The following is a 24,819-nucleotide window of genomic DNA, read 5'->3' on the forward strand; positions in this document are numbered from 1 at the left end:
TCAGGCGAGTATTGAATGTTATTTCGCAGTATGTGGCTACCCGGTCATCTGTATGATAGCGGGCAGGCTCAGATGACTATTAAAATGTATTGCGTAATAAATGTGCAGTTAACTTCTGAAAGCGGTCGGCGTCTGATTCGTATGTTTTTTAAAGAAGTGCGTGAAATGTGCCGCATCTTCAAATCCAAGCGTGTAGCTGATCTCAGAGATGCTCCAGTCGGTATGCCTGAGTAATACCATGGCCTCACTGGCCAGCCGGTTCAGGATGTGTTCTGTTGTCGTTTTACCGGTGGTATGTTTTAATGCATAGTTCAGGTGATTGACATGGACTGCCAGCCGATCGGCAAAGTCACGCGCTGAGCGCAGTTCAAAACGTTGTGCCAGAGACTCAATCGGAAACTGCCGGTCCAGTAGTTCATTGAATACCGCTGTGATACGGGTATTGGCATCCATCTGCTGGAAAACCGTATCAACGGGTTTCAGCTTCAGGGCGAAATGGATCAGTTCAACGATGTAGTTCCGGATAAGATCGTGCTTAAACTCATAGTCTGTTGCCAGTTCCTGTTTCATCTTCTTAAAAATGCCTCTGGCAGTTTTCTCCTGTGTTTTATTCAGCAGGAATACCGGGCGGGCGCCGGGTGCAAATACCGGCAGTTCGCGGATGCTGTTACGGTATTGTGCATTGAAATAAGCTTCCGTAAAGATGAAATAGTCTCCCATCATCATACCATCAGGCAGATCTATCGTATATGGCACATCGGGACTGAAAAAGGCAAGTGCCGGACCATTTACTTCCAGACTGGTATCTCCGTAGTGCAGGATATTCCGGCCCCATGAGAAGGTCACTTTGTAGAAATCACGCCGGCGATACTTGATGGTGGCGGTTCCCGCACAGTCGTCAAAACTGAATAGATTGAAGTGCATGTTGTCATGCTTCAATCCGTCGGGAGCACGATTGAACTTATCCTCGTAAAACCCTTCCAGTGATTCCATCTTTTCCATGCTATAAAGGTATTGATTTCCATGTATCCGGCATGCCATACCGGGGCCGGCGGTATCAGGCGGTCCCGGTATGCTGCCGGTTTTAGTCTAGTGCTGTGGCACGTGTCTGTCCTTCATGACCTGCAGATATTCCTCCTCGGTTTTGGTATTACGTGCATTGATCAGCAGCTCCGCATCAGGTGTAGCGATGTAGCGTAACTGGTCTTTTCCGTCAGTGGCGGCGGTGTAGATCACATCCACTACATCTTCACTCGTAGCAGGATTGGCATTGAGGGCCATCCAGTGTCCGAGGAAAGCATTGACATATGCATTGTAGTCGGTGATGTCGTTGCTGGAAGTGAAATTAGCCGCATTATCAAAGTTAGTGGCAGTGACACCCGGTTCTATCAGTTTTACGTGGATATTGAAGTCTGCCAGCTCATAGCGCAGGGATTCTGTAAATCCTTCTACAGCAAACTTGGTAGCGTTATACAGGCTGATAATGGGAAAAGAGACCCTTCCGCCCATAGAGGAGATATTGATAATGGTACCAGCTTTATTGGCCCGGAAGTGTGGGAGAATGGCTTTTGTGGCTGCCATCAGTCCGAAGACATTCACATCAAACTGCGTACGGATCTGCTCTTCGGTGGACAGCTCAAATGGGCCGAAGAGGCCATAACCCGCGTTATTGATAAAGGTATCTATCTTACCATATTTTGCGATAGTAGTGGCGATACCGGCTTCTATACTTGCTTTGTCCTGTACATCTACTTTGAGAACCAGCACATTATCCAGCAGCGTCAGTTCATTTTCCTTTTCCGGAGAGCGCATTGTCGCAATCACATTCCAGCCGGCAGCGGCAAATCTCTTAGCAGCGGTCTTCCCTAATCCTTGTGAAGCACCGGTAATAAAAACTGTTTTTTTCATGGCTTTAACTTTTGAATACTGTCATTGTTTTGACGATTCAAAAGTACCATGGCTGCGCTCCGCGGATTTGGGAGCAACAAATAATTGCTTGTATAATTCAAAGAATGGGCTGCCGGAGTTTAGAGCACCTTGTAAAAATGTGGTTTATTCCGCAGGATCGTTGGCGTCAGACACCATAGACGGAAGACATTTTTGGTCAGTCCCCATACCTGTGGCATATACCGGAAGGGGTTACGGCCCTTAAAGATATTTTCGAAGATGCTGCCAATAAAGAATACAGGTACTGCGAAGCTATAATTGAGCAACAGGATAAAATACCACAGTACACCAAACTGTTTCCGTACTCTCACATGATTAGACAACATGAGTTGCAATCCTTTACGATCGTAGAGTCCGTAGTAGCCTTTTTCATCAGAATCAAAGGCATCCCCGGTTGTTTCTCCCTGTAAATGAATGATATTGATATCGCCGTAGATGGCTAATTCTCCCTGTCTGCGCAACCGGCTGCACCACTCAACTTCTTCTGCATAGAGGAAGAAGTCCTCATCCATATAGCCTGCTTTCTCAATGGAACTGCGTTTTACCATGAGATAAGCGCCGCTTATCCAGTCTACATGGTGTTCTGTACTGGCTTCCTGTACATTGGGAACTTTTGTTTTGAGTTGATAGCCCACCCAGCGGATCACTTTTCCCCAATAGGGTAAAGGCAAAAGATGGTTCAGACCGCCCTTCATAAAATAGTTGCCCGATATTTGCAGGGTACGGTCGGCATTGAGCTGCTGTACACCACAGGCGATCAGGTTACTCTGAGAAAAACGTTGTACACAGCGGTCCAGTGCCTTATCAAGTATGAGTGTATCAGGATTCAGGAGCAGTAGCTGTTCTCCTTTGGCAACACGGAGACCGGCATTATTGGCGCGGGAAAAGCCCGCATTATATCCCATCTGCAGGAACTGAATAAAAGGATAAGCCGTTTTGAGCTGTTGTTCACTGTCATCCCCGGATGCGTTGTCCACCACGATCACCTCGTAACTGATGTTTGTTGTTTCCGCCACAATGGTGCTGATACAATCCAGAATGAGGCGGCTGCTCTTATAATTTACAATGATGATCGATAAATCCATGCCTGATTTTATGCAATAAGTCTGCCGGGGCAGATGATGAAAAAATGGTAAAGTACCATCTGAAATCGCAAATTAATAAATACCTTTAGCTTTACAACAACTGTTATTTTTAAAGCAATATGAGCGAACTGCGGAAAAAGAGTATAGTTTCTATCGTATGGACATATGTTGGTTTTATTTTCGGTGCTATAAACGTATTCTTATCTGCAAGATATCTCCTGCCGGATTATAATGGTTTAACCCGGGTACTGCTGGAAATGGGCGTACTTTTTTCTGCGATTGCCACATTTGGTGTACCCACCCTGTTCACAAAATTCTACCCTTATTATAAGGAACGCATGGACCGCAAAAGTTCCGACCTGTTGACACTGGGTCTGGTCGTTACTACCGCAGGATTCCTTTTGCTGGTCGCAGGTATGTATTTTTTAAAGCCGCTTATCAGTAAAAAGTTCTCCGGCAAATCTCCCCTGCTGGTGGACTATTATTATCTGGCGATACCTGTTACATTCTTTATGACCTACTTTACGGTACTGGAAGTACAGGCATGGAACCTCTTCAAAACAGTTGTTTCTAACTTTTTCAAAGAAGTGGCATTCCGTGTGGCGAATCTGATATTGATGATCTTCTATATCGCAGGATGGATTGAGTTAAAAACGTTCTTCATCGGATTCAGTCTGTTATATGGTGTATCATTCTTCGGACTGCTGATCTATCTGATCTCTATAGGCGAGTTGAATATTACTTTCAAAATCAGTACGCTCACCAGACGACTGTGGTCGAAAATGCTACCCTATGTGGTTTTCATGGTGGTGGGGAATGTTGTATTGGTGTTCAAAGATAGTTTCGACGGACTCGCCATCTCCAGTATGCACGGTCTGGGATTTGCGGCCGTATTCTCTCTGGTCAATTATATGGTTACCTCTATCGGGGTGCCGCAACGTAGTGTGGTGAGTATTGCATTTCCGGTAATTGCGAGAGCATGGAAAGAAAAGAACATGCAGAAACTGACAGACGTCTATTCGAAGACATCCATTACCCTACTGCTGATGTCTTCTTTTCTTTTTGGATTAGTATGGATCAATTTTGATGATGCGATGACTTTCCTGCAACTTCCGGATATCTATAAAACCGGTAAGCCTGCTCTGCTTTTACTGGCATTGGCCAAGATCGTGGAACTGGGTACAGGCGCCAGCGGACAGATCCTCATCTCCTCACGCAAATGGAAATTCGAGTTCTACTGTAATATTTTATTACTGGCATGCGCGGTTCCTGTCAGCTATCTGATGATCCAACGATTTAATATTCTTGGAGCAGGCATCGCAAATCTGCTGTTGGTCATTGTGTTCAATGGCATCCGGTATGTTTATCTCTGGCATTACTACAAATTACAGCCATTCACGATAAAAACGGTCTATGGTATTCTGCTGCCGGTTGCACTGATACTACTCACGACCACCGTTATCAATTTCTCTACACCGCTGGTAAATATCTTTATCCGCAGTATCATCTTCATCATTGGATTTATTGCAGCTACGCTCCTGTTAGAAATCTCTGAAGATGCAACAGGTGTATTCCGTACAGTAAAAAAGCGATTAGGCATCGGTAAACCCGAGTAAAAACATTGACACCCACCTGTTGCAGCTTGTATGTTGCTACACGAGGTGGGTGCCAGATAATATGATAATAACGTCTTACGCTTTGTTACCGGAGAACGCGATCTTCAGTAATGAAAATGCAAAAGAGAAAGGAATAACAATCGCCCCTTTTACTTTCCTGAAAGTGATATAGGCTAATGCGATGAATGCCTGTTTAGGCGACATCTTATACAATTGCTGCAGATAGAATTTCATCTTCGGCTGGTTCTCCTTGAAGACCGCATAAAACACTGCAAACTTTCTATAGTACAACATTTCATCCCGCTTACTGATATGCTGCACAAGTGCAGGTAATTGCTTTTCTACGACGATTTTCTGCAGGTCCTGTACTGCTGTAGACATTGTACCAGTCAGCGAAGCTGCATGCACACGGTAATAGTAAACATTATGTTCCGGCAGATAATAGAACTTGCTATGCATATATGCACGCAGGAAGAAATCATAATCTTCAATCATAAAGGCGGAGACGTTGTAGCCTTTATTTCGCAGGTGTACCTCCTTTTTATATAAGAAGCAGGCCCCGCAACCTTCCCACGTGATGATGCTCTGGTTGATATCATTGAATTTCATGATACCAACTTCTTTATTATCATCATCGATCTGGATGTAGTCGCAGTACACCAGATCAATTTCCGGTTTCTCTGCTAATATTTTTACCATGCGTTCCAGTGCATCGGGCGCGTAGTAGTTATCATCTGAAGTCCAGGTGAAGTAAGTACCTTTTGCTTCATCAAAACCTGTGTTCAGTGAAGCAGGCAGGCGTTTATTGACAGTATTGTTAATCAGTCGTACACGCGCATCTTTCGCTACATATTCAGCGGCAATTTCAGCGGCATTGTCGGTTGAACAGTCATTAACAATGAGCAGTTCAAAGTTGGTATAAGTCTGTATGAGACAGCTATCCAGAGACTGTCTCAGGTAACGTGACCCGTTGTAAGTAGGTAAAACAATCGTGACCAGTGGTCCGTTCATATTATAGTACTTTGTGTAAAATATCAATGATCTGTGTTGAGCTGGTACCGTCTCCATAAGGGTTTACGGCCTGTGCCATCTGCTGGTACAGTTGCTCATCATCCATCAGTGCAAAGCAATTTTCAACAATTGCTTTACGACTGGTGCCTACTAATCGTGCAGTACCCGCATCAATACCTTCTGTCCTTTCTGTTACATCACGCATCACGAGTACTGGTTTACCCAGTGCAGGTGCTTCTTCCTGTATACCACCAGAATCGGTCAGGACGAGATAACTCTGTTTCATGAGCCATACGAGATAAGGATAGTCCAGTGGTTCTATCAGGTGGACACCCGGAACGCCGGTCAGCAAACGCTGTACAGGTTCCTGTACTTGTGGGTTCAGGTGTACGGGGTAAACGATCTGCACTTTTCCTTCGTAACGGGTAGCGATATCGCGGATAGCCATACAGATCTCTTCGAATGGTTGTCCGAAGCTCTCGCGACGGTGACCAGTTACCAAAATTGTTCTTTTGGCAGGATCGAGGAAGCTGAAATATTCTTTGTAGGCAGCTGCGTCTTTGATGATATCGGCGGTCATGAGCAGGGCGTCGATGACGGTGTTACCGGTCACGTACACATGATCATGGATATTTTCTGCATGCAGGTTTTGCTGCGAATTAACGGTAGGTGCAAAATGAAAATCAGCCAGATTGCCGGTCATTTTACGGTTCATTTCTTCCGGGAAGGGAGAATATTTATTACCGCTGCGTAATCCGGCTTCGATATGTGCAATTTTGATTTTTTTATAGTAGGCAGCCAATGCGCCGGTAAAAGCGGAGGTTGTATCGCCTTGTACCACGAGTACGTCCGGTTTTTCTCTTTCCAGCACTTCATCCAGTCTTTTGAGACCATCCGCAGTGATATCAAAAAGTGTTTGTCCGGGTTTCATCAGGGCCAGGTCCTCATGTGGAGTGACACCAAAAAAGTCCAGCACCTGTGCCAGCATTTGTCTATGCTGACCGGTCACACATATGTATGGCTGCCATTTATCGGGTTGCTGTTCACATGCTTTGATCAGCGGTATCATTTTAATGGCTTCAGGTCTGGTACCAAAGAGGAAAAATATCTTCTTCAAGCGTCGCTCTTTATGCGTTTAATAATAGGTTCAATATCGTTTTACCGGGTGTGGGATTATACCGTTCCATGGCGGCAGTGTTGGCAGCAATACCCATCTTCTCCCAGTCTGCGCGTTTCTCCCATGCCCGTTCCATCGCATCTGCCATGGAGCGGACGGTAGCGCCGGGACTGATAAAGCCCTGCTGTCCTTCTGTTACCCATTCCCGGTGTCCGCCAACATCTGTCAATACAGAAGGGCGTCCACACACCATGGCCTCCACTACAGCAAGCGGCATGCCTTCCTGTCTGGATGGCATCAATAAAAGACTATTTTTTTTCCACACTGCATTGATATCGTTCACCTTACCATGGAAAGTAACGCGGTCATTCAGACCATAGAAGGCCGTCAATCGTCTTAGATAAGCCTCATCCAGACCGGCGCCATAGATATTCAGGTGCCATTTACGGGAGCGCCATTGTTCCTGATGCAGGGCGCCCAGCACGAGATCCTGTCCTTTATGATCGGTCACCAGCAGGCCTACCATGGCAAAATGTACGGTTTCTTCCTGTGGGAAAGGCAGTATACCGATATTGGAAAGGTTTACCGGATTTCTGACTATCATGGCATTGTCAATGCCGGAGCAGAGGTGTCTGCGGGCTATTTCGAGATTACCTTCTGATACGAACATTACTTTCTTTGCACGCTGATAAGCGGCATCGATCAGGTCATAGCGCACGCCGCCAAAACCACGTACATCGTGGTTCAGGTTACAGTTGATATAAAGTGCTGCGGGCGTTTTGTCCAATGCTTTCAGCAGGAGCACATCGTCTCCGATAGAATAGGAAGTGCCTACGTAAAAGATTACGTCAGGTCGTTCTTTAAAGAGACGATGAAAAGGATTTTGTAATTTATTGGCGAGAATGATCAGGCCTTTGCGGAAGATGCGTTGCAGGAATGGGATTCCCGGTTTGACAAAACCACGGCGATAGAAAAGTTTTGCTCCATTTTTCAGCAGATTGACGGTTTTAGGATGCGGAGGTCCGCATTTCAGTGCGGAAACAAACACCTCATGCCCTTCCTTCAATGCTTCTGCTGCCATATCGGCCCAGAGTTCCTCACTCCCGCCCCATGGCTCTTTAATAATGGATACAATACCTATCTTCATGGATAATCACCGGATTTTTCAATCGCAAAAATAATTCCGGGCGAAGATATAGTTATTTATTCTACCCTACCGCTGCCTACGTAATACTTTTTCCAGTAACTTTCATTGAGGTCGCTGATCATCACCCCGGAACTGGTGGAGGCATGTACAAATTTATCATTCACCAGATAGACACCTACATGCGATACGGAAGTACCATTCGTCTTAAAGAACACGAGATCACCTTCACGCATCTGTGTATTGTTTACCTTTTTGGATTTATCGTATAACTGAGCGGAACTGCCACCTGAAGAGACTTTAAATACCGTATTCAACAGACTGTTGGCAAAACCGGAGCAATCTACACCATTCTTGTTTTTACCGCCATATACATAAGGAGTACCCCACCAATCTTCGATAAAGCGGAAGAGGTCAGTATTCAGGACGGTTTCTACACGTACATCGAGTAATTGCGCATATTTAAACTGCCAGAGTGCAGCATTTTCCACGTTGGAGCTGGCGGGCGTAAAATTCTTAATCTTCATAGATCCGGTATTGGCGACATTACTTGACAGCGCAGCTCTTGAGATAACCATCCCTTCAATAAACCTTGAATCGCTGCTGCTGCTTTTCTTAGTGGCAGATTTCTTAGTAGAATTACAGGATACTGCCCCCAAAGCGCACATGACAACAATTACCCAAAGGACCTCCTTTCTTACTTTCATAAGCCTCTCAGATTAAATAATTTTTAGCTAAGTTACTAATAATAATTGTTTTTAAAGTGTTTTCACTTTTATTGACGGAAGCCGCATGAGCAGGGACTTATCTGAAAATTCCCGTATAGTCCACCGTTAGTCCTGCTTTCCGCTTTTGTCTGATATATGTCTTAAACACAGCCCTTGTGGATAAATTTAACCCTTACATGTGCTAAAATTGGGCGAAGAGTCGGATTTTTGTAGAATGATCTTTTCCCACTTACACGTTCATACACAATATTCTCTGCTGGATGGTGCGGCAGACATCAAGTCATTGTACAAGAAAGCCATGGCCAGCAATCAGCCGGCACTGGCCATCACGGACCATGGTAATATGTTCGGCGCTTTCCAGTTTGTGGCAGAAGCTTATAACAACAGACTGAATCCCGAAGATCCGAAGGATAAAAGGCTGAAGGTAAAACCTATTGTTGGTTGCGAATTCTATGTAGTAGAAAACCGCTTCAAACGCGCTTTTACCCGTGAAGAGAAAGATATCCGTAATCACCAGGTATTACTGGCGAAAAACGATGAAGGTTACCGTAACCTGATCAAACTGTGCTCTCTTGGTTATATTGAGGGCCTGTACGGTAAATACCCGCGTATTGACAAGGAGCTCATCCTTCAGTATCATAAAGGCCTGATAGCCACGACCTGTTGTCTTGGCGCCTCTGTACCAAGGGCTATTCTCAAAAAAGGAGAAGAGGCCGGCGAAGAGGAATTCAAATGGTGGCTGGACATCTTTGGAGAAGACTACTATGTGGAGTTACAAAGACATGGTATCCCTGAACAGGAGAAAGTAAACGAGTCCCTGATCAAATTTGCGAATAAACACAACGTAAAGATCATCGCGTCCAATGACTCTCACTATGTAGATCAGGCAGATGCGAACGCACATGACATTCTGCTTTGTATCAACACCGGCGAGAAAAAGAGCACTCCCACCATGAAGGATTTCTCGGATGATGACGTGTCGATGAAGAACAAACGTTTTGCTTTCTATAACGATCAGTTCTATTTCAAGACAACGGAAGAAATGACGGAACTCTTCCATGATCTGCCACAGGCCATTGACAATACCAATGAGATTGTGGACAAGGTGGAACTGCTGGATCTGAAGCGGGATATCCTGTTGCCTAACTTCCCGATTCCGGCGCCTTTCCTGACACAGGATCAATACCTGCGCCATATCACGATGGAGGGGGCACATAAGAAATATGCAGAAGTGACAGCTGAGGTCGAGGAGCGTATCAACTTCGAGCTCAATGTAATTGAAAACATGGGATTTGCGGGATACTTCCTGATCGTATCTGACTTTATCAAGGCAGGACGTGATCTGGGGGTATTTATCGGTCCGGGTCGTGGTTCTGCGGCTGGTTCTGCAGTAGCGTACTGTATTGGTATCACTAATATTGACCCGATCAAGTATAATCTGCTGTTTGAGCGTTTCCTGAATCCGGAGCGTAAGAGCATGCCCGATATTGATACGGACTTCGACGATGAAGGCCGTCAGAAGGTAATTGACTACGTAGTAAACAAATATGGTAAAAATCAGGTAGCACAGATCATTACCTACGGTACCATGGCCGCCAAGATGAGTATCAAGGACGTGGCCCGTGTAATGGACCTCCCACTGGTCGAATCGAATATGCTGGCCAAAATGGTACCTGACAAACCGGGTATCCAGCTGGACCGTATCTTCAACGCTCCTATCGATGAGGGTGAGAAGAGCCTTGCCGAGAAAGAAGGTCTGGGCCCTGAAGATCTGGAAAATGTGAAACGTCTGCGTGAACTGATCAAAGGTCAGGACCTGCAGGGTGAAGTATTAAGAGAGGCCTGCGTATTGGAAGGCTCCGTACGTAACACCGGTATCCATGCGGCAGGTATCATCATTGCCCCAAAAGATCTCTACGACCTGATCCCTGTATCTACCGCCAAGGACTCTGACCTGTTGGTGACACAGTTTGAAGGTAGTATCATCGAGAGCGCTGGTGTAATCAAAATGGACTTTTTGGGTCTGAAGACCCTCACCATTATCAAGGGCGCACTTGAACTGATCAAAACTAACCACGGTATAGATATCAGCATCGACGATATTCCACTCGATGATGCCAAAACATATGAGCTTTATCAGAAAGGGGAAACGAACGCCACGTTCCAGTTCGAGTCTGCGGGTATGCAGAAATACCTCCGCGAACTGAAACCTGACCGATTCGACGACCTTATTGCGATGAACGCCTTGTATCGTCCGGGACCACTGGAGTATATTCCGTTGTTCATCCGTCGTAAACACGGATTGGAAGAAACGGTGTATGACCTCGCGGAAATGGAGGAATACCTGAATGATACCTATGGTATTACAGTATATCAGGAGCAGGTAATGTTGCTGAGCCAGAAACTGGCTAACTTCTCCAAAGGTGATGCGGACGTACTCCGTAAAGCAATGGGTAAGAAGCAGAAGGCTGTACTGGACAAAATGAAGAAACAATTCATGGAGGGTTGCGCCGCTAACGGGCATGACCTGAAAGTCTGTGATAAAGTATGGACGGACTGGGAAGCATTCGCATCCTATGCGTTCAACAAATCCCACTCAACCTGTTACGCCTTCGTGGCTTATCAGACTGCCTACCTGAAGGCTCACTATCCGGCTGAATATATGGCGGCTGTACTGAACAACGCCAGTAACATTGAAAAGATCACCTTCTTCATGGAAGAAGCGAAACGCATGGGTATCGACGTATTGCCGCCTGATGTGAACGAATCTTTCAAAGGTTTTGCTGTGAATAAACAAGGTCAGATCCGTTTCGGTCTGGCCGGTCTGAAAGGTGTGGGTGAAGCAGCGGTAGAAAATATTCTGGAAGAAAGGCAGAAGGGTGGTAATTATAAGAACATCTTCGAGATGATCAAACGTGTGAACCAGCGTGCAGTGAACAAAAAATCACTGGAAGCATTATCTATGTCGGGCGCCTTTGATTGTTTCCCTGAATTACATCGTGCACAATACTTCCATAAGCCTGATAATGACAATACCACCGGTCTTGATAAGATCGTGAAGTTTGGTCAGCAGGTATCAGCAGGAGCTGCCACTACCATGAGCAGCCTGTTCGGTGCAGAAGATATGCCGGAAGTAGAACCACCAAAGATTCCACCTTGTGACCCATGGCCACTGATCCTGAAGCTTAATAACGAGCGTGAGGTGACGGGTATCTATATTTCCGGTCACCCGCTGGATGACTACCGTTTCGAAGCACGCTATTACAACATGAATACGGTACAGGAGCTGGTTGAATATCAGGCAGACCTGCAGGCACCCGGTAATGCAAAAGCCGGCCGGGAACGTAATTTCAGACTTGCTGTCTATGTGACGGGTGCACAGGAGCGTATTTCCAGAAATAACCGCCAGTTTGGCATAATGACGATAGAGGACTATTCCGGTAAGTTTGAGTTCGCTTTGTGGAGTGAGGACTTCATCCGCTTTGCACCTTACCTGAAAACAGGGCTCTGTCTTTATATCAACGGAGGTTTTAAGGCAAAGCGTTTTAATGATGCAGAATATGAGTTCAAGGTGAACGGTATCCAGTTGTTACAGGAAGTGAAGAAGACACATACAAAGAAGGTAACACTGGTAACCATGCCTAAGTTTATCACGCGTGAACTGGTAGACTTCCTTGTTGACAACATCAACAAATATCCGGGTACCAGTGAGCTGTTTTTACAACTCATTGATCGTGATGACTCCATGCAGGTAAAATTGCATACATTCAATAAGCATATTGAGATGAACGATGAATTGGCACACTTCCTTTCGAAGCAACCAGACATCGATACCTATATAGATACAATCAATAAGTAAGGGTCTTAAAATGCTCTAATTTGCATGGTCAAACGGCGCCTTTTAACAAACAAATACCGGCTGTCAAAAAAGCAGTAATTTGCATCCGGTTCGAAAATTGAATGAATATATTTGCATTTATAAATTTATTACAGAACTTTGATTTACTATAATTCATAAATTTTAATATCATGGCATTAGAATTCACAGATTCAAACTTCCAGACAGAAGTGTTGGACTCCGATAAATTGAGTGTGATAGATTTCTGGGCAGAATGGTGTGGTCCTTGTCGCGCTATCGGTCCGGTTATCGAAGAATTGTCTAAAGACTATGCGGGTAAGGTAAACGTGGGTAAAGTAAACGTAGACCAGAATCCTCAGTTGTCTATCAACTACGGTATCACAAGCATCCCTGCTATCCTTTTCATCAAAGGTGGTCAGGTAGTAGACAAACAAGTAGGTGCTGCTCCAAGGGCTATTCTGGAAAAGAAAATTCAGAGCAACCTCTAGTAGCTGCATGCAATGCATAAATAAGCCGGTCCGCCTCAGGTGGACCGGCTTTATCATTTATACCGGTCATCAAATAAGAGCCGGGTTTGTTGCAGATAATAAGCGAATTAGTTATATACGCACGCGTGTGTATCATTGACAGCTATTGCAAGCACCAAACATCTCAGTAATGTGAAAAAAAGCCGGTCGATGATATACATCGACCGGCTTTTTATATTATCGCTGATTATTTATCTTATCAGTGTTACCGTTCCCTTCTGCAGATACACTTTCTTGATGTCGTCATAAAAAGCATATTCAATCATGTACACATAGGCGCCATATGCCTGTAATATTTCCTGATAAGTCCCATCCCATCCCTTATTGACGTCAGCTGATCTGAATATCACTTCTCCCCAACGATTGTAAATCGCCATACTAAAGAATGCCACTGCTCTTGCCTTCACTCTGAATACATCATTTACCCCATCTTTATTAGGCGTGAAAGCTGTCGGTATAAAAAGTGAATGTCTTGTATCGACGTAGATGGTTACCGAATCGATAGTGATGCAGTTCTGACCGGAAGGCGTGGTGACAACATAAGTAGTCGTTTGTAGTGGTTGTACTACTGTCGTGGCACAATCGGCACAACTCATACCCGATATCGGCGTCCAGCTATAATCTATAGCATTGATCGCATGCAATTCTACTTTATCGCCAATGGAAATAGCCGTGTCACTATTCGTAATTGTCACAGGAGCAACATCCAGATTGTTCAATGTAACATCAGCGCTTGCCTCGCAACCATTTGCATCAATGATCTTTACATTATAATCACCCGCCTGCATATTTTCGACATCAGCGGTCGTAATAGCAACACCGTTCAGCTCATATATATAAGGTGTAGTACCTCCACTCCCGTTAATTTCCAGTCCACCATCTCCCCTGCTACAGGTTTCATCTCTTGGTGTTACTGCAAGGTCTATCACCGGAGGTGCTATGACTGACACAATCGCACTATCCAGACAGGCACCGGCACGACCATACACTTTGTAACTACCAACACCAATATTGCTGAAAGTGGTAAGATTCTGATAAGCCTGATCGTCCAACGCAAATTCAAAAGGTGGTTGTCCGCTGTTAACCGTTATATTGATCTCACCATCTGTCAGGCCATTACAGGTTGGCGCAACCGGTGTGGCGGTTATAGAAAAGGAGGCATTTGGCTGTACCGTTACATCTGCTCTTCTGGTAGCAGCACAACCAATTGCATCTGTGATCTCGATATTATAGGTCCCTGCGACCAAATTTGTATAAATATGCTGCGTCCCCATATCTGTATTATTCAGACGATAGGAAAATGGTGTTAATCCGCCGGAAGGCGTTACTGTAATTGCACCCATCGGATTGGCACAATCAATATCCGTCACATCTATGGTCGCATCTATTGCAGGACTGATCATTACCTCTACCTGATCAGTCGCCGTGCATGCACCGCCGTTACTTACTTCTACACTGTAAGTTCCACTTGAACGGACAACAAGCGAGGAAGCAGTACTATTATCTGACCATAGATAATGTGTATTGCCGGTACCGGCGTTCAACATGACAGGCATACCATTACAGGTTGTGATCTGATCTGTACCAAGATCCACAGCAGCAGGTGGTACCACGACTATATTCCGGCAAGTGGATTGTTGCGTTGGTAAGCCTTCATCCATGATCATATTGACAGTATAAGTACCGGGTTGTGAATAGGTAAAAGACGGCGGAGCAGCCTGTGTCGAAGAAGGAACAGAACTGCTGGTACAGGCGCTGAACTGTACACGGGATAATGTATTGTTCAATGCATTGGCAACAAAAGTATACAGATCATCCTGTACCCTGAAAACTGCTGAAAGCGAGTGAGGATAGCGGAAACCGCCGATATTGCCATAAGAAGAAGCCGTAATATTACCCGTGATAACACCGCCATCAAAATCTAACCGTACCAGATCATCTCCATCACCATTTGCTACAAGCGCGAATACACCACCGCAATCATTAAAGACATAGATATCACGGGGATGATTCAGAATACCGCCCGGGTTACCGAGATTTACAGCTGTAGGCGTATTCAGCATAGAATTACCAAAATCCAGTCGCGTAACGGTATGCCCTTCTGCATTCGTCACAAACATAAACCAGTTACCATTGACATTGATGATAAACATACCTGTCGGATAATTCAGATTACCCAGATTCCCTAAGTTGACACCTGTAGGTGCTGATGCGAAAGATGTTCCGAAATTGAAGCGGGTAAGACTGTTATTATCGGAGTTCATGGTAAATCCATACCAGTTGCCCCCCTCCTGAAATGTAAAAAGATCGGTAGGATAAGCGAGGTTGCCGATATTCCCCCAATTGGTGCAAGTGGGTGTGTTTGACAAACTCGACCCGAAATCAACAATAGCAATACTGGGGGTAGTTGCGTTTCCTCCACCTACGATCAGCACATGCCAGCCGTTTGCATCCTGCACAATTCTCAGTCCTTCTGTCTGACGAGGCACCCGACCTCCGAAATTGCCGAGGTTCTCCGCAGTCGGTGTATTTAAGAGACTGTTCCCAAAAGAAAGTCGTACCAGGCTTTCGGCGTTATTTGTCACAAAGGCAAAATAGTTCCCTCCCTCCTGCGCCATTTCCAGAAATACAGGTGTGGCAAAGGCCCCGTTTATATTACCAAAATTGACAGCAGTTGGTGTCTGATAGAGGTTACCCGCACAGAAATTCCAATAGAATGACGCACCTCCTGTAGATGTATTGGTGAGGGTGATCGGCTCATTGACACATACCGTGTCCGGAGCCGTAAAACTAGCTTGCTGTGCCAGGGCCTGATAGCCTGTAAATAATATGGCTAAACAGGTTGACAGAATGAATAATCTCATAGATATCTTGGGTAAGGGATATACACACCGCTGATTGTCCCGGTTTCGGGCGCTAAATTACCGAATGAAGCTAATATAATGATAACTAATTTGATAGGTGGATTGCGGGGAGGTTTTCTACCTTACCAACGTAATAGCTCCCTTCTGCTGGTATACCTTTTCCGTTTCCCCAAAGAAAGTGTACTCGATCCTGTAAACGTAGCTACCTGCCGGCTGCAACTTCTCTATATAAGTACCATCCCATCCCCTGCGGTAATCATCTGAACGGAAGATCAATTCCCCCCAGCGGTTATAGACATGCATATTAAAAGAGGCGATTCCCTGTCCTTTTACCCGGAAAACATCATTCTGGCCATCTTTATTGGGAGAAAAGGCAGTCGGGACAAACAGGGAATGTCGTTTGTCTACAAATACCGTCACTGTATCCGATTTCACACAATTCGGGCCGGAGGTGAATACTATATAAGTCGTCGTTTCTGAAGGCTGTACCGTCAGCAAGGGACAGCTCGCACAACTCAATCCATCGTCGGGTATCCACGTGTAATTAATGGCATTGACGGCATATAAGTTGATTTTCTCACCCAAAACAATAGTCGTATCGTTATTCGTGATCCTCAGCGGCGGGATCACGATATTGTTAAGAGTGACGGTGCCATCAACCCGGCAGCTATTGGCATCAACAATCGTGGTCAGGTAATTTCCGGCACTCAGATTGGGTAAACCGGCTGATGTAATGGGTGTACCATTGACTTCATATATATGGTGAGGTCCCACCGGTGCCGCTGATCACTAAGGCCCCATTCTGCGCGCCACAGGTTTCATCTGTTCCTGTCACGGCTAATTCAATCACCGCAGGTGAAGTTACGGTCAGTTCGACGGTATCCGTACAGGTACCCGCACGGCCATAAATCTGGTAAGTTCCCGCGCTGAGATTCGGGAAAGTGGTATTAGCCTCATAAGTCGCATTGCCGATAGCAAATTCCACAGGTGCCTGTCCGTTATGCAGGGTAATATTAATAACACCATCTGAGAGTCCGTTACAGGTAGGCGACTCAAAAGCGGCATCAAAATTCAGCAAGGCAGCCGGATCAACAATGACGCCAGCCTGTTTGGTAATCGTACACCCAATGGAGTCTTTGATGTCTATTGTATAATTGCCTGCAGCCAGTTGCGGAAATGTATTTGCCAGATCCTGATCTGTTCCGTTCAGGGTATAGGTGAATGGAAGTATCCCACCTCCGGGCGTAACTGTTATACTACCACCGGGGTGGTGACAGTCGATCGGCGTTACGGCAACAATCGCTTCCATTACGGGACTGATATTCACTTTGATATCGTCAGTGGCGGAGCAGGTACCACCACTGGTCACCGTTACACTATAGGTCCCACTGGTATCGGCGGTCAACGTGCTGCCGCCACTGTTATCTGACCAGTGATAAGTACTGAAGCCGGTACCGGCGTTCAATACAACAGGTACGCCGTTACAACTATTGACAGGTCCTGTTCCCAGATCAACCGTTGGTGGAGGAACCACGACGATTGTCTGACATGCGGCGCGCTGAAACGGCGTGCCTTCATTCATGATCATATCGATGGTATAGGTACCCGGTTGACTATACGTATATGCAGGAGGTGTGTTCAGCGCGGAAGAAGGAATGGTGTTGGTGCAGGCACCTAATCTGACCCGTTTCAGAGTATTGTTGAAGGCATTTAAGACAAAGGTATACAGACCATCCTGCACCCTGAAAAAGGGTGAAATACAATGCGGATAGCGTAAATTGCCGCCCACATTTCCATAGGAAGTGGCAGTCACTGCACCGGTAATATTCCCACCGGCAAAATTTAACCGGATAAGATCATCGCCATCACCATTGGCGATCAGTCCAAAGACACCATTACAATCACTCAGAATAGAGATGTCCCTCGGCCTGTTTAACTGATTACTGACATTTCCGAGGTTGACACCTGTGGGTGTGTTCAGCAGCGAATTACCAAAGTCCAGCCTTGAAATAGTGTGAGCGTCGGTGTTGGTAACAAACATATACCAGTTGCCACCGGCATTTGTAACGTGCAGACCTGTTGGATAAGCCAGTCCGCCGATATTTCCAAGGTTCACCGCCGTAGGCGTGTTCATAAAGGATGTACCAAAATTGAACCGGGTAATTGTACCATTTTCCGAGTTCACTGTATAGGCATACCAGTTACCCCCTTCCTGAAAAGCATAGAGATCTGTGGGATATGCGAGGTTACCGATATTGCCCCAGTTGGTACAGGTAGGCGGATTTGCCAGACTATTGCCAAAATCAACTCTGGCGATATTAGCATTCCAGAAAGTACTGTTGCCACCCGTAACGAGAATATGCCAGCCACTGGCATCCTTAACGATCTGTAACCCTTCTGGTGTGGGAGGTAGTTGTCCGCCGAGATTACCGAGGTTGTCCGCCACAGGTGTATTCAGGAGGCTATTTCCGAAATAAAGCCGGATGAGCGTATGGCTGTTATTGACGACAAACCCATAGTATTGCTGTCCATCCCATACTGTTTCCATAAATACGGGTATGTAAAGGTTACCTCCCAGATCGCCAAGGTCGTCGGCCGTTGGAGGCTGATAGACCTCTCCGGAGCAAAAATTCCAATAATAGGCAGTACCTCCTGCTGAAGTATTCGTGAGGTTAACGGGTTCATTAACACAAACGGTATCAGGGACTGCAAAACTCGCTTGTTGTGCCAGTGCAGGTAAACCGGATAATAGGGTATACAATACACAGACCTGCTGTAAAGTTGGTCGCATAGAAAGTTGGGAAAACCTGTAAAAGAAAATAAACCTGATAAAGGGGTTTGGGTCTAACGGTTAATAAGAAATTTCTTTAAACTGCGTTAACTGATAGAAAAGTTGACAAAATGGTCTAAGGAAGATACTAAAAGCTATCCATATAAAAGAATCTAATTTAATGGCGAACTTCGTGTTTGAAAGATTGATAACATGTAAATAACGATAACGTCGTAACTTTTTAATAAAAATAGGCTGACAAGCTGTATTTTAACTACTCAAACTAGAACCTTGCGCAATTTTACCCTTCTCATCCTCGCCGTCCTCTATGTCATACCAGCGCTTGCACAGCGTAAATGTGGTACCGAAGAAGCAATGCAGCAACTCATTGCTTCCAACCCGGCCTTACAAAAAGTACGTGAACGAAAAGAAGCGCGTCTGCAGGAGATGACCCGTTCTGTAAAACAGTCCCGGGCACAGATGCGAACCATCTATCCGACCGTGACTATTCCCGTTGTTGTACACATCGTTATGAGAAATCCTTCTCAGGTAACTGACGAGCAAGTACAATCCCAGATCGATGCACTTAACCGTGACTACGCAGCAGCAGCACCCGATATCAGCAATATACCGGCAGCATGGCAACCCCTGCTCGGTCAGTCCAATATACAGTTCTGTCTGGCACAGCGTACCCCTGATGACAATCCTACAAATGGTATTAACCGGGTGACAACCACCCGTACTTCCTTCTCTTCGGCCAATTCCGCAGCAGCAGTGAAACATGCTGCTACTGGTGGTGCTGACGTGTGGAATAGCGATAACTATCTGAATATATGGGTATGTAACCTCGCTGAAAACTATCTGGGTATTGCCACTTTCCCACAGGGTTATCCTGCAGATGAACAGGGCGTGGTGATCACCTACACCGCTTTCGGCACCACTGGTAGTGCTGTCTCTCCTTATAACGTGGGCCGCACTACGGTACATGAAGTAGGCCACTTCTTCTCCCTTCGTCATATCTGGGGGGATGAATCAGGTTGTGCTGCGGATGATGGTATTGATGATACGCCTTTACAGGGTAACTATACTTATAATTGTCCGCCTTTCCCACTGACCGACAGATGTACGGTAGACTCTCCGGGTATCATGTTCAACAACTTTATGGACTATTCCGATGATGCGTGTATGCTGTTGTTTACTTCTGATCAGGTAGACAGGATGCGTCTGACGCTGGAAAATGACAGGTCTTCTTTGATGTTCTCGGAGGCTTGTCTGCCATTAAACCTTCAGGAGAATGATGCTTCTATCATGAACATCCTCACTCCTTACAATCAGATCTGTGAGAACAACATCCTGCCACGCGTGGTGTTGAAGAATCAGGGTAAAAACCCATTGACGTCAGTGAAGATCTATTATGTAGTAGACGAAGGCACGACACTCAGTTACGACTGGACCGGTAACCTCGCAGCGCTGAAGAGTGACACGGTGGATCTGGCCAGCAGCGTTCCGGGAGAAGGCCTGCACCTGCTCAAAGTGTATACAGGTTCACCAAATAATAATCCGATCGATGGTGAGCCATCTAATGATACCGCGTGGTCACCATTCCAATATTATGCAGATGCTACCTTCCCATTGTTAGAAGGCTTTGAAGGCAACACTTTCCCGCCGGCTGGTTGGGAAATCAAGAACTATGACAACAGCTATAGCTGGGAATTGAGTTCGGACGCGGCCAAATCAGGCACTAAATCAATCGTTATTCATAATCTGGCATATAATACCAACGAAGCTGTAGATGACATGCTCAGTCCGGTATTTGATCCGACAGGCAAAGATTCCGTATTCCTGTTCTTTGATGTGGCAGCGGCGGCTTATTCAAGTCTGAATGGCACGAATACAACCTGGGACAGTCTGCAGATACTGACAACTTCCGATTGTGGAAACACTTTCGACAGTCTGTATAAGAAGGGAGGTTCCTCTCTACTCACCCGCAGGGTACCTGTAACTACTGAATTCGTACCGACGGCTTCAGAATGGCGCAGGGATTCTATCAACCTGACCCCGATCATTAAAAAGGGACCATTCAGGGTGGTATTCAGGAACATCAGTAATGCAGAGAACAACATCTATCTGGACAATATCAATATCGTCACGAAGAATACCCTGCCTTATCTGAAGGAAAAAGGGCTGGTGATAGGACCTGTTCCAACGTCCAATCAATTGTATATCACCTTCCTTGAAATACCGAACGATCTGGAGTGGATTGGCATCTACAATACTTTAGGACAGCTGGTGGCAAAGCAGCCTGGCTCGTCAATCAACAATAGCAACCGTTTTATCTTTGATTTGGTAAATGAGCCAAATGGTATTTATTTTGTAAAATTAATATACAGGAATAACGTCAAGACTATTAAGATAACTAAAGTGAATTAAGCGAGATGACGACCAGAAATGACCATCCGGCAGTAGAACTGTTACTGCAGGATACAAGATTGGACAAAGGGTTGAAAACCATCGGAGAAAAGGTAATGTCAGCGGAAAGGCTGACGCCGGAAGACGGTCTGCTTTTATTTGAGAAAGGAGAACTGGCTTATCTGGGTGCCCTTGCCAATGCTGTCAGAGTGCGTCTGCACGGTGACAAAACCTATTTCAATCGCAACTTTCATATCGAACCGACCAACGTCTGCATCTTTACCTGCAGATTCTGCTCCTACTCCAAGCTGTATAAAAACCGTGAGGAAGGATGGGAACTGAGTATCGATCAGATGCTGGATATTGTGAAAAAATATGACGGTCAGCCTGTTACAGAAGTACACATCGTGGGTGGCGTACATCCAAAGATGAACCTGGACTTCTTCGTTGAACTGCTGCAGAAAATAAGAGCACACCGTCCTGACCTGCACCTTAAAGGCTTTACCGCTGTAGAACTGGATTACATGTTCCGCAAGGCAAAAGTGAGTGTAGAGGAAGGTATGCGCATCCTGCATGATGCTGGTCTTCAGTCCATGCCGGGTGGTGGTGCTGAAATATTCCATCCTGATATCCGTGCGCAGATCTGCCATGATAAAGTAGACGCTGATGGCTGGTTACACATCCATAAAACGGCCCATCTGCTGGGTATGCATACCAATGCAACGATGCTGTATGGTCATGTGGAGGAATTCTGGCACCGTGTAGATCACATGGAACGTCTGCGCAAACTGCAGGATCAGACCAAAGGCTTCAACACCTTCATTCCATTGAAATTCCGTAACAAGGACAATGAAATGGCCCATGTTGCAGAAACATCTGTAGTGGAAGATCTGAGACTGTACGCGATCGCCCGTCTCTATATGGACAACTTCCCCCACCTGAAAGCCTACTGGCCGATGCTGGGTAGAAATACCGCTCAACTGACCCTGTCCTTTGGCGTGAATGACCTCGATGGTACTATCGACGATACCACCAAGATCTATTCCATGGCAGGTGCTGAAGAGCAAAATCCATCTATGAACACTGCTCAACTGGCTACACTGATCAAACAGGCAGGCAGAAGACCGGTAGAAAGAGATACGGTTTATAACGAGATCAAGGACTACACCGATGTGGTGTTCTCAGATGAGGAATTGATGGCACGTTAAAATACAACGCTTTATGTCAGCTTCCCGATGGCTGCTATTCAATGCAGGACTTCTTCTTTATATAGCCTCCTGTCAGAACAGAAATGGCAATCAGGCTTTTAACAATAATGGCTCCTCACAGGATGCCGCCATCAGTACGAAGACAGACAGCGGACCGCCATTCAAAAAAGAAGGTGTTCTTTATTTTCTCAGTAAGGTCAATAATGATACGCTCCGTCAGATCGATATCGAATTAGCGACCAGTGATCAGGAAAGAGCACAGGGATTGATGTATCGTAAGTCAATGTCTGATACACAAGGAATGTTGTTTATTTTCCCTCATGCGGAAGAACAGTCGTTCTGGATGAAAGACACTTACATCTCCCTTGACATCCTCTATCTGGATGAGAAGAAAGAGATCGTATCGGTTCAAAAGTATACAACACCACTCTCAGAAGAGAGTCTTCCGTCCTTTAAAAAAGCACAATATGTGCTCGAAGTGAATGCCGGATTTTGCGATAAATATCACATCGCATACGGTGACAGAATCGCATACAAAGAGATCAGATAAGCACTTTTTACTTTCAGAATAAAGAAGCCGTTCACCTGAGGTGGACGGCTTTTTTTGTTTCTATCAAGATTTGAATGATATTATACATAAATCTCATTATCAGATAATTACACTCGGTTGTTTATAATATCACCTTAACTGATTTCACACTATAATGAGACATAAAAGCTGCAATTTTCATTGCCAAATATATGTTCAGAACTATATCCTGATTTTCAGCACTTTGGAGATATGTGCCTTCATCTTTACATTACTAAGATCGTGCCGTAGCATCCTGTACGGCTTTATTGCTATGTTAAGATTTGCCGCTATAAAACATGCACCGGATATCTGTATGATATCACCGGCAGTCGTGTCTGCATGGCATAGCCATCCTATCTTTATTTTTGGTTGAATACAATATTTCGATACCTTTATACCAGCCATAACATTTGAAACCTCTGCAATCAATACCATCTTCTATTTATCTCCTGGCCAACAACCGTTATTAAGTCAAGTAATAATGTTCGTGTTTCTCTAGTGAAACGTTATATTATTCACCTCTTAATTCTAACATGTGAAAACTATCCTGATCGTTGACGATGAGATCCAGATCTGCACCTTGCTGACTAAGATCCTCACTAAAGAAGGATATGACGTTTCCCACAGCGTATCCGGCTCTTCCGCATTGAAAATGGTGAAAGAGAAACATTACGATGTCATCTTCTGTGATTACCGTTTAAAAGATAAAGAAATAGACGGCAGTGTACTTTCCCTTAAAATCAGGGAGCTTAGTCCTGCTACCGGCATCATCGTCATGACCGGTTACCCGGATGTGCGGGTGGCCATTCAGCTGATCAAAAGCGGCATTTATGATTATGTAGTCAAACCATTGCATGCCGATCAGGCAATCCTGCTGGTGCAGAAGGTACTGCTACATCAATCATTACATTCCAAAGAACAATTCCCCACAGCAGCTATTGCTTCGGAAATACCCGTCTCCACTCTGGTTTCACCTAAAGGAAGGCTTAGTCAGTTTGTGTATGGAAACGGTAACAGTTCCAAGGAACTACATGTACAGATCAAACTGATTGCCCCACTAACTATAGTGTGGTTATACTCGGAGAAACAGGCACAGGAAAAGAGTCGGTCGCCCACCTGATCCATAGCCAGAGTAAGCGCAATGATCAGCCATTTGTTGCGATTGATTGTGGGAGCCTGTCACCCGAACTGGCCTGCAGCGAATTATTCGGACATGAAAAAGGGGCTTTCACCGGGGCAATACAGGCCAAAACGGGCGCCTTTCAGGAAGCCCACGGTGGGACTTTGTTCCTTGATGAAATAGGCAACCTGTCTTACGAAGTACAGACAGCCCTGCTGCGTGTCATACAGGAAAGGGTGGTCAGACCGGTAGGCAGCACCCGCGAAACCCGGGTAGACATCCGCCTGATTGTCGCCTCAAATGAAGACCTCCAACAGGCTGTTTTGCACGGGCGTTTCCGGGATGACCTGTATTACCGCCTGAATGAATTTACTGTAAATGTGCCCCCTCTAAGGGCCCGTAAAGATGATTTACCACTATTTATCGCCACCTTCAAGCAAACCATCGAGGCCGAACTGGGCAGGGAGTGCGGAGAGATCACTGAGGAAGTCTATAACGCCTTTTATAACTATTTATGGCCAGGCAATATCCGTGAACTGAAGAATGTGATGAGAAGGATCTGTCTGCTGGCGGAGGATCATGCTCCGATTACCAACGCTCATCTGCCCGAGGAGTTACTCCCCCGGTATGAACCCGGTCTGCCCCCGGGTAGTGATGAGAATCTCAAAAATGTATCCCGGCAAGCCGAATATAAAAAGATACTGGATGTGCTTCAACAGGTACGTTTCAATAAATCAGAAGCCGCCCGCCTGATGAATATCGACCGGAAAACACTTTATAATAAATTACATACGCTGAATATTGTCCTGTGAATAAATAAAAAAGAGCGCCGGACCGGCGCTC

At 45.5% G+C, this 24,819-nt stretch carries 18 protein-coding genes; 8 read left to right on the plus strand and 10 right to left on the minus strand.

The features are described 5' to 3' along the window. Window positions 1-108 precede the first annotated feature (108 nt). The 3 genes from FEF09_RS16590 to FEF09_RS16600 all read right to left on the minus strand — a co-directional run bounded on the left by FEF09_RS16590 (window position 109) and on the right by FEF09_RS16600 (window position 3,032). Window positions 109-1,002, minus strand: coding sequence for a helix-turn-helix domain-containing protein (locus tag FEF09_RS16590; RefSeq protein ID WP_146306159.1), 894 nt, complete (start codon window positions 1,000-1,002; stop codon window positions 109-111). Between the two features lie 87 nt (window positions 1,003-1,089). Further along, window positions 1,090-1,908 carry an SDR family oxidoreductase gene (locus tag FEF09_RS16595; protein WP_146306160.1) on the minus strand — a complete coding sequence of 273 codons (819 nt, stop codon included), beginning with the start codon at window positions 1,906-1,908 and terminating at the stop codon, window positions 1,090-1,092. 119 nt (window positions 1,909-2,027) lie between these two features. Then, a complete protein-coding gene (locus tag FEF09_RS16600; protein WP_146306161.1) occupies window positions 2,028-3,032 on the minus strand; it encodes a glycosyltransferase family 2 protein in 1,005 nt (334 codons plus the stop codon). 119 nt (window positions 3,033-3,151) lie between these two features. Between FEF09_RS16600 and FEF09_RS16605 the strand changes: the two genes are divergently transcribed. Then, on the plus strand, window positions 3,152-4,648 hold the full coding sequence (locus FEF09_RS16605) for a lipopolysaccharide biosynthesis protein (protein ID WP_146306162.1): 1,497 nt from the start codon (window positions 3,152-3,154) through the stop codon (window positions 4,646-4,648). 75 nt (window positions 4,649-4,723) lie between these two features. Here FEF09_RS16605 and FEF09_RS16610 read toward each other — a convergent pair whose 3' ends face one another. From FEF09_RS16610 to FEF09_RS16625, 4 genes are read right to left on the minus strand one after another with little or no spacing between them, the layout of a single operon-like run. Further along, window positions 4,724-5,659, minus strand: a complete 936-nt coding sequence (locus FEF09_RS16610) for a glycosyltransferase family 2 protein (RefSeq protein WP_186774379.1) — start codon at window positions 5,657-5,659, stop codon at window positions 4,724-4,726. A 1-nt stretch (window position 5,660) separates the two neighbouring features. Beyond that, window positions 5,661-6,776 (minus strand): non-hydrolyzing UDP-N-acetylglucosamine 2-epimerase, encoded by a 1,116-nt coding sequence (wecB, locus tag FEF09_RS16615; RefSeq protein ID WP_146306164.1) that lies wholly within the window; start codon window positions 6,774-6,776, stop codon window positions 5,661-5,663. Window positions 6,777-6,786: 10 nt separating this feature from the next. Next, window positions 6,787-7,923 carry a glycosyltransferase family 4 protein gene (locus FEF09_RS16620; RefSeq protein ID WP_146306165.1) on the minus strand — a complete coding sequence of 379 codons (1,137 nt, stop codon included), beginning with the start codon at window positions 7,921-7,923 and terminating at the stop codon, window positions 6,787-6,789. 56 nt (window positions 7,924-7,979) lie between these two features. Further along, a complete protein-coding gene (locus FEF09_RS16625; protein ID WP_146306166.1) occupies window positions 7,980-8,627 on the minus strand; it encodes a C40 family peptidase in 648 nt (215 codons plus the stop codon). A 235-nt stretch (window positions 8,628-8,862) separates the two neighbouring features. Between FEF09_RS16625 and dnaE the strand changes: the two genes are divergently transcribed. Together dnaE and trxA are read left to right on the plus strand one after the other, a co-directional pair. Then, window positions 8,863-12,507 (plus strand): DNA polymerase III subunit alpha, encoded by a 3,645-nt coding sequence (dnaE, locus tag FEF09_RS16630; protein ID WP_146306167.1) that lies wholly within the window; start codon window positions 8,863-8,865, stop codon window positions 12,505-12,507. Window positions 12,508-12,677: 170 nt separating this feature from the next. Then, window positions 12,678-12,995, plus strand: a complete 318-nt coding sequence (gene trxA / locus FEF09_RS16635; protein WP_146306168.1) for a thioredoxin — start codon at window positions 12,678-12,680, stop codon at window positions 12,993-12,995. A gap of 230 nt (window positions 12,996-13,225) precedes the next feature. On the opposite strand, the gene FEF09_RS16640 is transcribed toward trxA, so the two are convergent. The 3 genes from FEF09_RS16640 to FEF09_RS16650 all read right to left on the minus strand — a co-directional run bounded on the left by FEF09_RS16640 (window position 13,226) and on the right by FEF09_RS16650 (window position 18,689). Beyond that, on the minus strand, window positions 13,226-15,898 hold the full coding sequence (locus FEF09_RS16640; RefSeq protein ID WP_146306169.1) for a gliding motility-associated C-terminal domain-containing protein: 2,673 nt from the start codon (window positions 15,896-15,898) through the stop codon (window positions 13,226-13,228). A gap of 117 nt (window positions 15,899-16,015) precedes the next feature. Further along, window positions 16,016-16,672, minus strand: coding sequence for a gliding motility-associated C-terminal domain-containing protein (locus FEF09_RS16645; protein ID WP_146306170.1), 657 nt, complete (start codon window positions 16,670-16,672; stop codon window positions 16,016-16,018). Continuing rightward, a complete protein-coding gene (locus tag FEF09_RS16650; protein ID WP_146306171.1) occupies window positions 16,650-18,689 on the minus strand; it encodes a hypothetical protein in 2,040 nt (679 codons plus the stop codon). The genes FEF09_RS16645 and FEF09_RS16650 overlap by 23 nt, the downstream gene beginning before the upstream one ends. 270 nt (window positions 18,690-18,959) lie before the next feature. On the opposite strand from FEF09_RS16650, the gene FEF09_RS16655 reads away from it, so the two are divergent. The 5 genes from FEF09_RS16655 to FEF09_RS33130 all read left to right on the plus strand — a co-directional run bounded on the left by FEF09_RS16655 (window position 18,960) and on the right by FEF09_RS33130 (window position 24,788). Continuing rightward, a complete protein-coding gene (locus FEF09_RS16655) occupies window positions 18,960-21,098 on the plus strand; it encodes a M43 family zinc metalloprotease (protein ID WP_146306172.1) in 2,139 nt (712 codons plus the stop codon). Between the two features lie 5 nt (window positions 21,099-21,103). Continuing rightward, the gene (mqnE, locus tag FEF09_RS16660) at window positions 21,104-22,285 is read left to right on the plus strand and encodes an aminofutalosine synthase MqnE (protein ID WP_146306173.1); all 1,182 of its coding nucleotides are present in this window, start codon (window positions 21,104-21,106) and stop codon (window positions 22,283-22,285) included. A 13-nt stretch (window positions 22,286-22,298) separates the two neighbouring features. Next, window positions 22,299-22,835: a DUF192 domain-containing protein gene (locus FEF09_RS16665; protein ID WP_146306174.1), complete on the plus strand. Its 537-nt coding sequence runs from the start codon at window positions 22,299-22,301 to the stop codon at window positions 22,833-22,835. Between the two features lie 556 nt (window positions 22,836-23,391). Next, a complete protein-coding gene (locus tag FEF09_RS33125) occupies window positions 23,392-23,976 on the plus strand; it encodes a response regulator (RefSeq protein WP_261387539.1) in 585 nt (194 codons plus the stop codon). Further along, window positions 23,925-24,788, plus strand: a complete 864-nt coding sequence (locus FEF09_RS33130) for a sigma-54 interaction domain-containing protein (protein ID WP_261387540.1) — start codon at window positions 23,925-23,927, stop codon at window positions 24,786-24,788. Before FEF09_RS33125 ends, FEF09_RS33130 begins: the two co-directional genes overlap by 52 nt. Window positions 24,789-24,819 lie beyond the last annotated feature (31 nt).

This window comes from Chitinophaga pinensis (assembly GCF_007896845.1).
Lineage (GTDB): Bacteria > Bacteroidota > Bacteroidia > Chitinophagales > Chitinophagaceae > Chitinophaga > Chitinophaga pinensis_C.

Excerpts from the sequence above, each read along its gene's own strand:
- FEF09_RS16650 (WP_146306171.1), bottom strand. The coding sequence starts at position 18,689 with ATGCGACCAACTTTACAGCAGGTCTGTGTATTGTATACCCTATTATCC.
- dnaE (WP_146306167.1), top strand. The coding sequence starts at position 8,863 with ATGATCTTTTCCCACTTACACGTTCATACACAATATTCTCTGCTGGAT.
- mqnE (WP_146306173.1), top strand. The coding sequence starts at position 21,104 with ATGACGACCAGAAATGACCATCCGGCAGTAGAACTGTTACTGCAGGAT.
- FEF09_RS16640 (WP_146306169.1), bottom strand. The coding sequence starts at position 15,898 with ATGAGATTATTCATTCTGTCAACCTGTTTAGCCATATTATTTACAGGC.
- FEF09_RS16625 (WP_146306166.1), bottom strand. The coding sequence starts at position 8,627 with ATGAAAGTAAGAAAGGAGGTCCTTTGGGTAATTGTTGTCATGTGCGCT.
- FEF09_RS16595 (WP_146306160.1), bottom strand. The coding sequence starts at position 1,908 with ATGAAAAAAACAGTTTTTATTACCGGTGCTTCACAAGGATTAGGGAAG.
- trxA (WP_146306168.1), top strand. The coding sequence starts at position 12,678 with ATGGCATTAGAATTCACAGATTCAAACTTCCAGACAGAAGTGTTGGAC.
- FEF09_RS16600 (WP_146306161.1), bottom strand. The coding sequence starts at position 3,032 with ATGGATTTATCGATCATCATTGTAAATTATAAGAGCAGCCGCCTCATT.
- FEF09_RS16605 (WP_146306162.1), top strand. The coding sequence starts at position 3,152 with ATGAGCGAACTGCGGAAAAAGAGTATAGTTTCTATCGTATGGACATAT.
- FEF09_RS16665 (WP_146306174.1), top strand. The coding sequence starts at position 22,299 with ATGTCAGCTTCCCGATGGCTGCTATTCAATGCAGGACTTCTTCTTTAT.
- FEF09_RS16620 (WP_146306165.1), bottom strand. The coding sequence starts at position 7,923 with ATGAAGATAGGTATTGTATCCATTATTAAAGAGCCATGGGGCGGGAGT.
- FEF09_RS16590 (WP_146306159.1), bottom strand. The coding sequence starts at position 1,002 with ATGGAAAAGATGGAATCACTGGAAGGGTTTTACGAGGATAAGTTCAAT.
- FEF09_RS16610 (WP_186774379.1), bottom strand. The coding sequence starts at position 5,659 with ATGAACGGACCACTGGTCACGATTGTTTTACCTACTTACAACGGGTCA.